This window comes from Burkholderia sp. 3C (genome assembly GCF_054589155.1).
In genome coordinates this window covers 27,248-36,466 of the sequence record NZ_BAAILN010000151.1, presented here as the reverse complement: position 1 = coordinate 36,466, position 9,219 = coordinate 27,248, and the positions used below count along the sequence as shown (strand labels likewise).

General features: G+C 66.3%; 9 protein-coding genes. 4 read left to right on the top strand and 5 right to left on the bottom strand.

Annotated elements, in window-relative coordinates; genetic code table 11:
* Positions 1-964: glycosyl hydrolase (locus ACYP33_RS31100; RefSeq protein WP_459625058.1), on the top strand; the 964-nt coding region annotated here is incomplete at its 5' end.
* A gap of 46 nt (positions 965-1,010) precedes the next feature.
* On the opposite strand, the gene ACYP33_RS31095 is transcribed toward ACYP33_RS31100, so the two are convergent.
* Together ACYP33_RS31095 and ACYP33_RS31090 are read right to left on the bottom strand one after the other, a co-directional pair.
* On the bottom strand, positions 1,011-1,223 hold the full coding sequence (locus ACYP33_RS31095; protein WP_459625057.1) for a hypothetical protein: 213 nt from the start codon (positions 1,221-1,223) through the stop codon (positions 1,011-1,013).
* A gap of 23 nt (positions 1,224-1,246) precedes the next feature.
* Positions 1,247-2,140 (bottom strand): LysR family transcriptional regulator, encoded by an 894-nt coding sequence (locus ACYP33_RS31090; protein WP_414441918.1) that lies wholly within the window; start codon positions 2,138-2,140, stop codon positions 1,247-1,249.
* 90 nt (positions 2,141-2,230) lie between these two features.
* Here ACYP33_RS31090 and ACYP33_RS31085 point away from each other — a divergent pair, with 90 nt between their 5' ends.
* Together ACYP33_RS31085 and ACYP33_RS31080 are read left to right on the top strand one after the other, a co-directional pair.
* Positions 2,231-2,881, top strand: coding sequence for a 4-carboxy-4-hydroxy-2-oxoadipate aldolase/oxaloacetate decarboxylase (locus ACYP33_RS31085; RefSeq protein ID WP_414441917.1), 651 nt, complete (start codon positions 2,231-2,233; stop codon positions 2,879-2,881).
* A 50-nt stretch (positions 2,882-2,931) separates the two neighbouring features.
* Positions 2,932-4,290 (top strand): MFS transporter, encoded by a 1,359-nt coding sequence (locus ACYP33_RS31080; protein WP_459625055.1) that lies wholly within the window; start codon positions 2,932-2,934, stop codon positions 4,288-4,290.
* 291 nt (positions 4,291-4,581) lie between these two features.
* Here the strand turns inward: ACYP33_RS31080 and ACYP33_RS31075 are convergent, their stop codons facing one another.
* Together ACYP33_RS31075 and ACYP33_RS31070 are read right to left on the bottom strand one after the other, a co-directional pair.
* Positions 4,582-6,132: a methyl-accepting chemotaxis protein gene (locus ACYP33_RS31075; protein ID WP_414447641.1), complete on the bottom strand. Its 1,551-nt coding sequence runs from the start codon at positions 6,130-6,132 to the stop codon at positions 4,582-4,584.
* Positions 6,133-6,287: 155 nt separating this feature from the next.
* The gene (locus ACYP33_RS31070) at positions 6,288-6,524 is read right to left on the bottom strand and encodes a hypothetical protein (protein WP_459625054.1); all 237 of its coding nucleotides are present in this window, start codon (positions 6,522-6,524) and stop codon (positions 6,288-6,290) included.
* 156 nt (positions 6,525-6,680) lie between these two features.
* On the opposite strand from ACYP33_RS31070, the gene ACYP33_RS31065 reads away from it, so the two are divergent.
* Positions 6,681-8,639 carry a glycoside hydrolase family 28 protein gene (locus ACYP33_RS31065; protein WP_459625206.1) on the top strand — a complete coding sequence of 653 codons (1,959 nt, stop codon included), beginning with the start codon at positions 6,681-6,683 and terminating at the stop codon, positions 8,637-8,639.
* Positions 8,640-8,765: 126 nt separating this feature from the next.
* On the opposite strand, the gene ACYP33_RS31060 is transcribed toward ACYP33_RS31065, so the two are convergent.
* Complete coding sequence (locus ACYP33_RS31060; protein WP_459625053.1) at positions 8,766-9,095, bottom strand: DUF4148 domain-containing protein; 330 nt, start codon at positions 9,093-9,095, stop codon at positions 8,766-8,768.
* Positions 9,096-9,219 lie beyond the last annotated feature (124 nt).

The following is a 9,219-nucleotide window of genomic DNA, read 5'->3' as shown; positions in this document are numbered from 1 at the left end:
GGCATCGACGTCGACTTCCACGTCGACGTCGAGCGCCCCGTTCTTCTACGGCCTCAACGGGCACATGGCCTACAACTCGGGCATTTATCACACGCTGTCCGCCGCCGCGCAGCTCGCGATGATCAAGGACCTGGGCGCGACGATGTACCGGTGCGACGTGGCCGGCTCCGACATGGCGAAGGTGCTCGCCACCGCGCTCACCGGCCCGTTCGCGAAAAGCGGCGTGTCGATCTTCCCGGTGCTCAACCCGAGCTCGGCCGGCTGGAGCACCTCGCTCAGCGAATCGGCCGCCTATACGCTCGGCTACAACCTCGGCACCAGCGTGACCACGCCGCTGAAGGGCCTGGTGTCGTACATCGAGTGCGGCAACGAACTCGACGTGCCGGTGGTGAACAACGGCGACGGCAGCAACACCATCAACTACAACCCGGCGGCCTGGCCCGCATTCCGTGGCGTGATTCGCGGCATGATCGATGGCGTCAAGGCGATCGATTCGACCATCAAGGTGGGCGTGAACGTGGGTATTCCACTGGCGTATCGCGCGTTGCAGATGCTGTGGAGCGGCATCACGCCGAACGGCACCACCAACGGCGTGACCGGCGCGGCTTCGGTTCGCTGGGACATCACCTGCTATCACTGGTACGAAAGCTCGGGCGATATCGTCTGCGGCTGGCGCAACAACGCCTGCTACGACGTGCTGCAGGCGCTCAAGGATTCGTTCGGGGTACCGATCTTCCTGACGGAATGGGGCTGGACCGGCCCGATCGACACCGCGACCCAGCAGGCAGCCTACGTCACCCGCGCGTTGACCGAGTACAAGTCGATCAAGGACAAGTACAACATCCAGTCGGTCATGATGTACGCGATGATCGACGACCAGTACGGCCTCGTGAAATCGGACGGCGTCACCAAGCTGCCGGCCTACTCGGCGTTCAAGAGCTTCGTCGCAGCCAACCCGGTGTAACGGGTCGAGCACGATCCGGCATGAGCGGGCCGCCGCGGCGCCCGTCTCATGCCGATTCGATTGTGAAATTCGCAGCCGCGTAGAGCGCGCTGCAACTCCAGATTTCCTCGTCGTCGCGGGTGAACGTCGCCCAGCCGTCCTTCACGTGCATGAGCGCGTGCGGGAACACCGGGCGGTGCCCGTTCGCGGCGGCCGACAGCGCGTTGCGCTCGCGGCAGGTGGCGCGGTAGGCGCCGTCGGGAAGGGGATGCGTGGTCATGGCCTTGCCATCCTGTATCGAACTCATTCGTTGCGCATCGACAGCAGGCTGTCGCGAAACGTCTCCACCAGCCGGTTGTCGTCGCGCGCCCGCGTGATGGTCACCAGCTTGGTCCGCAGCTCGAAGCCCTTCACCGGCAGGAAACGCACGTCGCGCCGGTTGTTCTTGGCCGTCGAGCGCCCCACCAGCGTCATGCCCAGCCCCGCACCCACCAGCGCCAGCGCGGTGTGGATCTCGATCGCGTCGTGCCCGGCGCGCGGCTCGCCGCCGGCGGCCTTCAGGGCGGTCAGCAACTGCTGGCCGAACGGGCTGCGCGCGTCCTTCGGATAGTGAATGAACGGCAGCCGAGACAGCTCGGCGGCCGTCACCGAGCGCTGCCGCGCCAGCGCGTCGCCGATCGGCACGGCCGCCACGAACGGCTCGTCGAGCATCACCGTGTAGACCAGGTCCGGGCTGGTATCGAGCGGGCCGATGAAGCGCGAGATGCCGATGTCGATACGCCCCTGCCGCAAGCGCTCGGGCTGGTATTCGGACAGCGCCTCCACCAGATCCAGATGCACGTCCGGGCAGCCCTCGCGAAAGCGCCGCACCGCCGCCGGCAGCACCGAATACGCCACCGACCGCACGAAACCGATGCCGAGCCAGCCGCGCTGGCCCGAGGCGATGCCGCGCGCCTCGTCGTCGAGCCGGCCTGCATGCGACAGCAATTCCTTGGCGCGCGGATAGAAATACTTGCCGAGCGAGGTCAGCTCCATCGGCCGGCGCGAACGGTCGAACAGCTCGCCGCCGAGGTGGGCCTCGAGCTGCGACAACTGCATGCTGATGGCGGTGGGCGCGATGTGCAACGCCTCCGCCGCGCCGGTGGCGCTGCCGGCTTCCACCACGGCGCAGAAATAGCGCACCTGTCGAAGATTCATTTTTATTGAACTTAAGCTCAAAAAACGCCGATTGATAGCGGTGGAACTTTAACTAAAACTGGCACGGCCTACAAACTTCGCAGAACGAACATGAGCCGTCACGAGCCTTCCACCGATCCGATCGCGGCGCTGCGCGCCCTCGGCAGCGCCACCGTCTACGAAGCCCAGGGCGCCTACGGCGCGCTCGACAGCGGCATCAAGCCGATCCATCCGTCGATGTGCGTGGCCGGGCCGGCCGTCACGGTCGACATCCGCCCCGGCGACAACCTGATGCTCCATTACGCGATGCTCAAGGTGCAGCCGGGCGACGTGCTGGTGGTCGACGCGAAAGGCTTCCTCGAAGCCGGCCCGTGGGGCGACGTGTTTACCGAACTGGCGCTGCACAAGGGGCTGGCCGGCCTCGTCATGCACGGCGCGGTGCGCGACGCGCGCACCATCATCGAGATGGGTTTTCCGGTGTTCGCGCGCGGCCTCTGCATCAAGGGCACCGGCAAGAACCAGCCGGGCCGGCTCAACGTGCCGGTCACGATCGGCGACGTGCAAATCCAGCCGGGCGACATCGTGGTCGGCGACATCGACGGCGTGGTGGTGGTGCCGCGGCACGACGTCGAGCGCGTGGTGCAGGTCAGCCAGGCGCGCGAGGACAAGGAACTGGCGTTCCGCCAGCAAATTCGCGAAGGCGCGACCACGGTCGAACTGCTCGGGCTGGAGGCGACGCTGCGCCGCTTCGACCTGACCTAGCGCCTGCGCCGGGCAGCACCGACAACACCATGAACACGGAGCGAGACACCATGAGAAAAGACAGCAGCCTGGCCGCGCCGGGCGCCCTGGCCGATGCGGCGCGCCCCACCCGCTATCGCTGGGTGGTCGCCACCCTGTTCTTCCTGATCTACACGGTGGCGGCGGCGGATCGCGCCAACCTCGGCATCGCGCTGCCGTTCCTGCGCAAGGAATTCGCGATGAGCAACGCCGAAGCGGGCGCGCTGGTCAGTGTGTTCCTGATCGCCTACGCGCTCGCGCAGTTGCCGTCGGCCTGGCTCATCTCGCGTTTCGGCGTGCGCCGCGTGCTGCCCGTTTCGATGATCCTGACGTCGATCGCCACCGCGCTCACGGGCGTGGCCGGCTCGCTGCTTTCGCTCAAGCTGTGCCGCCTCGCGCTCGGTTTCGCCGAGGGGCCGCTGCCGCTCGGCATCGCCGCCACCATCAATGGCTGGTTCCCGGCCAGGGAGAAAGGCACGGCGTCGGGCATCTTTCTCTCCGCCGTGAAGTTCGGCCCGGTCATCACGCCGATCCTCGGTGCGGCGATCATCGGCACCTGGGGCTGGCAGGCGATCTTCCTGGTGTTCGCGCTGCCGGGCGTGCTGTTCTCGATCGTCTGGTACGCGATGGTGGCCGACAAGCCCGCCGACAGCCGCGCCGTCAATCGCGCGGAGCGCGAGCTGATCGATGCGGGCAGCCCGCAGGCCGGCACGCCGATGCGCATCGAGCGCACCCGCGCAATGCCGTGGCTCGACCGGCTCACGCGCGTGCGCAGCGAGCCGCCGCTGGCCTCGACGCGCGCCGTGATCACGTCCTGGAACGTGTATGGCTGCGCGCTCGGCTATTGCTGCCAGTTGGGCATTTCGAGCGTGATGCTGGCCTGGATTCCCACCTATCTGCTGACCGTCAAGAAGTTCAGCGTGACCGGCACCGGCTTCGTGGCGGCCGCGCCGTGGGTGGGCGCGGTGGTGGGCAACATTCTCGGCGGCTGGCTGTCGGACCGCGTGTTCGGCAAGCGCCGCAAGCCCGGCATGATGTTCTCGGCGGTGGCCACCGCGCTGATGATGGTGGTGCTGATCCGCACGCCGGCCTCGCCGCTGTTGTACGGATTCCTGATCTTCACGGCAGGTGTGGCGTTGAGCATCGGCTTCTCGGCGTACATGGTGTATCCGACCGCGTTCGTGGCGAAGGCGCAGTTCCCGCTGGCCAACGCGATCGTCAACATGGGCGGCCAGCTAGGCGGCGCAGCCACGCCGTTCATCGCCGGGTTGCTGCTCGATCACTACGGCTGGGATCACGTGTTCGGCTTCATGTCGGCGATCTCGGTGCTGGCCTTCGTGTTGCTGCTGACGATCTCGGAGCCGTTGGATACCGAGCCGGTGCGACGCTGAATGGGTGTGACGGCGAGCGGCGTTGGCGCTGCCGCATCGCCTCGCGCCTGCCGCGGATCGAACGGGCGTGTGCCGGGACGACAACAACGCTGCTTCCAGTTAGCGCTCCTGCATCTCCAGCGAACCAGCCGCAGATCAAACGGCCGCGTGCCTGAACGATGACAATGCCGCTCCGAGCCGGCACGCCTGCATCCCCGGCAAACCCGCCACCGATCAAACGGCCGCGTGCCCGAACGATGACAATGCCGCTCCGAGCCGGCACGCCCGCATCGCCGGCAAACCCGCCACCGATCAAACCGCCGCGAGCCTGAACGACGACACCGCCGCCTCCAGCTGACGCGCCTGCGTCTCCAGCGAACCGGCCGCCGCCGCGGCCTGCTCGACCAGCGCCGCGTTCTGCTGCGTGACCTGCTCCATCTGCGCGACCGCCTGCCCGATCTGCACGATGCCGCTGGCCTGCTCGCTCGATTCGGCCGAAATCTCCTGCACGATGCCGGCCACGCGGCGCACCGCCTCGACCGTCTCGGTGATCGCCGTGCCCGCCTGCGCCACCTGCGCGTTGCCGGCCTGCACGCGGCCGAGCGAGGCGTCGATCAGTTCGCGGATCTCGCGCGCCGCACCCGCGCTGCGTTGCGCCAGCACGCGCACTTCGCCGGCCACCACTGCGAAGCCACGGCCCTGTTCGCCCGCGCGCGCCGCTTCCACCGCCGCGTTGAGCGCGAGGATGTTGGTCTGGAACGCGATGCCGTCGATCGTGCCGATGATGTCGGCCATGCGCGTCGAGCCGGTGCTGATCTCGTTCATGGTCGTCACCACGCTGCCCACCATGTCGCCGCCGCGCGTGGCCAGTTGCGCCGCCTCGCTGGCGAGCGAGCTGGCGGTGCGGGCGTTGTCGGCGTTGCGCGTCACGGTGTCGGTCAGCTCCTTCATGCTGGCGGCGGTTTCCTCCAGCGCGGCCGATTGCTCCTCGGTGCGCGACGACAGATCGAGGTTGCCCGCCGCGATTTCCTTCGCCCCCACGTTGACCGAATCCGAACTGCTCAACACCTGACGCACGGTGCGCGTCAGGCCCGACTGCATCCGTGCGATGGCGGCCAGCAGGCGGCCGACCTCGTTGTTGCCGCCGGCCGGGATCGACAGATCGAGGTCGCCGTCGGCCACCTTGCCGAGCAGTTGCGCCGCGTCTTCCAGCGGCCGCACCACGTTCCTGCGCAGTGCGAAATGCACGGCCACCACCAGCGCCAGCGCGATCGCCACGCCGATCACCACCAGCGCCAGCACGATCTGGTAGCGCGCCGCTTCCTGTTCGGCTTCGTCCTGCGCGAGCTGGTTGGCCTGCTTCTGGAAGCGTTCGAGCGCAACCGAATAGGCCGCGCCCGAGGTGGTGATGTCGGTGGCGTTGAGCGCCGAATACTTGGTCGGATCGTTGGCGCGCAGCGCGTCGAGCCCGGCCTGCACGGTGGCCGTGTGCGCGCGGCCCAGTTGCACTATGTCCTGCAGCAGCGCGGCGTCCTGGCCGTCGATCGGTTTGGCGTCGGCGAACGCCTTCAGCTCCGTGCTCGACTTGTCGATGCTGCCTTGCCCGCTGTCGATCGCCGCGGTGTTGACGCTCGATTGCTCGCGCGCCGTGCTGTAGGCACGCACCAGCGCGCTGCGGGCGCGCGTCATGTCCTTATAAGCGTCGTTCAGCAGGATCACGCGCGACGAGATCGCATGGACCCGATTCGTCGAATGATTGGCAGCGTGCAGCGAGACGACGCCGGCCACCCCGCCGACGACGATCATCGTGCCGAACAACGCGAGGATGAACAGCAAGCCGGTACGGATGCTGACGTTTTTCATGCTGTGGTTTTCCCCTGGATGCAATTTTTTTACGTATTCCTCCGACGAACGCGCTGCTCCCCCGCTCGTACGGATTACCTTCAGTTTTCGACAGGTCCGACGGCAACTTGAGCGTGCGACGAACCTGCTGCGCCCGCCATCGCCGACTTGTCCGATCACGCGTTGGCGGCACCGCTGCGAGGCTGGCCGGTGCGCTGTCGTATCCTGCATTTTTCGTCGTTTTCAACGTCGGACATCATATATGCTGAGACGTTTTTTGGCAGATTTTTTGCATGCCCAAAATGATCGTCAGTGCCACGACGCAACAGTCGAAAATTCCGGAAAATCAGCGATGATTCCTTTCCAGTCTTGCCTTTCAGCCCCATCCATCCTAGGGAATGCACGGACATCATGGCTGCCGCATCGTGCTTATTATCATCGTGTCATCGTATGACACCAGCCATTGCAGCACCGTAGCGCCCTCATCGACACAATCACAATATCCAGGACGGAGACAGGCAGTGAGCGCACCCGAATTCGACGCGAAAGACAACGCCCCCAATCAGCAGATGTTTAGGATTACTCGACGACATTTCCTCGGCTACGGCGGTGCGCTGGTGGGCAGCACGCTGCTCGGCGCCTGCGGCAGCGGCACCGATTCGGCGCCGGCCGCGGGCGGCGGCGCATCCATCGCGCCGGCCGATCCGATCTGGGGGCCGAGCGGCCTGGCGACCAACATCATCGCGTCGCTGAACGGCATCGCGCAGTCGTCGTTTCCCGCCGTGGATTTTCAAGTGGAGGCCTACGGCGCGCAACCGTGCTCGGTCATCGCGCAAACCAGCCCGTACACCGACGCGACCAAATCGCCCGTCAGCCCGGGCGCGGGCGCCACCCAGGGCGCGGGCGCGTTCGATTCTCGCCCGGCGTTCCTGGCCGCGATCGCGGCCTGCTCGGCGGCGGGCGGCGGGCGCGTGGTGGTGCCGGCCGGCGCATGGTATTGCGCAGGGCCGATCGTCCTGCAGAGCAACGTCAATTTCCACCTGAGCGCGAACTGCACGATCTTCTTCAGCGCAAACCCGGCCGATTACGCGAAGGACGGCCCCGTCGATTGCGGCGCCAACGGCAAGCTGTTCTACAGCCGCTGGCAGGCCAACGACTGCCTGAACTTCGGCACGCCCGTGTATGCACGCAACGCCAGCCATATCGCACTGACCGGCGAAGGCGCCACCTCGATCCTGAACGGCCAGGCCATGACGGCGTTCGCCGGCACGGGCAACACGGCCACTTGCTGGTGGACCTACAAGGGCACTACCGGCGCCTACGGCTGCGCCAGTTCGTCCACGCCGTCGCAGGCCTATACGAACCCGAACAACGTCGACCTGAAGACGGCCGTGCCCGGTATTTCGGATGCCTTGTATACGATGCTGACCAACCCGGCCACGCCGTGGCAGCAGGATCAGAACTACCTGCCCGCGCTGTCCGAGGCCGGCGTGCCGGTGGTGCAGCGCATCTTCGGGCTCGGCCATTACCTGCGCCCGTGCATGGTGGAATTCCTCGGGTGTACGAACGTGTTGATGGAGAACTATCACACCCAGAACACGCCGTTCTGGCAGCACCACCCCACCGATTGCACGAACGTCGTGATTCGCGGCGTGATGGCCGACAGCATCGGCCCGAACAACGACGGCTTCGATCCCGACGCCTGCAACAACGTGCTGTGCGACGGCATGATCTTCAACACCGGGGACGATTGCATCGCCATCAAGTCGGGCAAGGATCTCGACACGCAATACGGCCCGGCGCAGAACCACGTCGTGCAGAACTGCACGATGAACAGCGGCCACGGCGGCATCACGCTCGGCAGCGAGATGGGCGGCGGCATCGAGAACGTCTACGCGCGCAACCTGACGATGCTGAACCAGTTCTGGGCGACCAATTCGCTGAACATCGCGATCCGCATCAAGACCAACATGAATCGCGGCGGCTTCGTGCGCAATTTCTACGTGAACGGCGTGACGCTGCCGAACGGCGTGAGCCTGACGGGCGCCGGCTACGGCAGCAAGATGCTGACCGGCAGCCCGATCAACAGCACCGTGCCGCTCGGCGTGGCGACTTCCGCGTCGGGCAACCCGTCGGCGTCGCAGGGCGGCCTGATCACGTTCGATTGCGACTACCAGCCCGCCAGCGATGCGATCCGCACGCGCCCCGCGCTCGTGCAGAACGTCAACATCACGAACGTGAAGGCCAGCAACGTCACCCTCGGCAGCGCGACCGGTTCGTGCTTCCAGGCGATCGTCGCGCAGGGGCCGGTGGCGTTCGACTACAACGGCCCGGCGCCGACGCCCGCGATTCCGGCGATCACCGGCGTGACGATCTCGAACTGCGATTTCGGCACGCCGACTGCGGCAGGGCCGGCCAGCGCGCAAACGCCGGGGCCGATCTATGCGTGGAACGTGAACGGCATCGCGCTGCAGAACGTGACGATCGCCGGGCAGGTGTTCAATTCGACGATTACCGATTTGCGGTAAGGCGGGGGGATGGGTCGAGGTGGCCCGGCTTCGGGGAATGGAGCCGGGCTGCCTGTGTTGACGCCTGCCCGTGCGGGTTCAGGCGATGCGGTATTCAGGGCGCGCGATGGCCTGCAAGGCGATGCCTTACTTCGAAGCCTGCAACATCACGCCGGCTTGCGACGTCGAAACCGGCTCCAGCGCCATCACCTTGTCGGCAGCGGCCGCCGCCCGACGCTGCGCGATCACTGCCTCCGCCTCTTCCATCCGCCGATGCAGCCGCCCGTCATACCCGGCCGGGTTATACCCCGCCTGCTCCAGCTCGACGAGTTCCGCCCGCACTTCGGCGCGCGTGATCGCGCGATTCGCGCCATCGGCGAACGCGGGCGCCGACGCCATGTTCAAGACGGCAAACACGCCGGCAGCAGCCAGCGCAACGATACGGTGGGGGGCAGCAAATTTCATCGCGATCCTCAAGGGCAAGTGTCTGAGCTCGAAGCATGAGGGTTAACGCGATAAGGGTAAATGCGGACGCCGTCGAATTAATGGCCTCGCAGGAAAACTTATCACCCGCATCTGCCTGCCCCGCCTTCAACGAAAC

Coding starts and splice junctions, on each gene's coding strand:
- ACYP33_RS31095 (WP_459625057.1), bottom strand. CDS start 1,223: ATGACCACGCATCCCCTTCCCGACGGCGCCTACCGCGCCACCTGCCGC.
- ACYP33_RS31090 (WP_414441918.1), bottom strand. CDS start 2,140: ATGAATCTTCGACAGGTGCGCTATTTCTGCGCCGTGGTGGAAGCCGGC.
- ACYP33_RS31085 (WP_414441917.1), top strand. CDS start 2,231: ATGAGCCGTCACGAGCCTTCCACCGATCCGATCGCGGCGCTGCGCGCC.
- ACYP33_RS31080 (WP_459625055.1), top strand. CDS start 2,932: ATGAGAAAAGACAGCAGCCTGGCCGCGCCGGGCGCCCTGGCCGATGCG.
- ACYP33_RS31075 (WP_414447641.1), bottom strand. CDS start 6,132: ATGAAAAACGTCAGCATCCGTACCGGCTTGCTGTTCATCCTCGCGTTG.
- ACYP33_RS31070 (WP_459625054.1), bottom strand. CDS start 6,524: ATGATGTCCGTGCATTCCCTAGGATGGATGGGGCTGAAAGGCAAGACT.
- ACYP33_RS31065 (WP_459625206.1), top strand. CDS start 6,681: ATGTTTAGGATTACTCGACGACATTTCCTCGGCTACGGCGGTGCGCTG.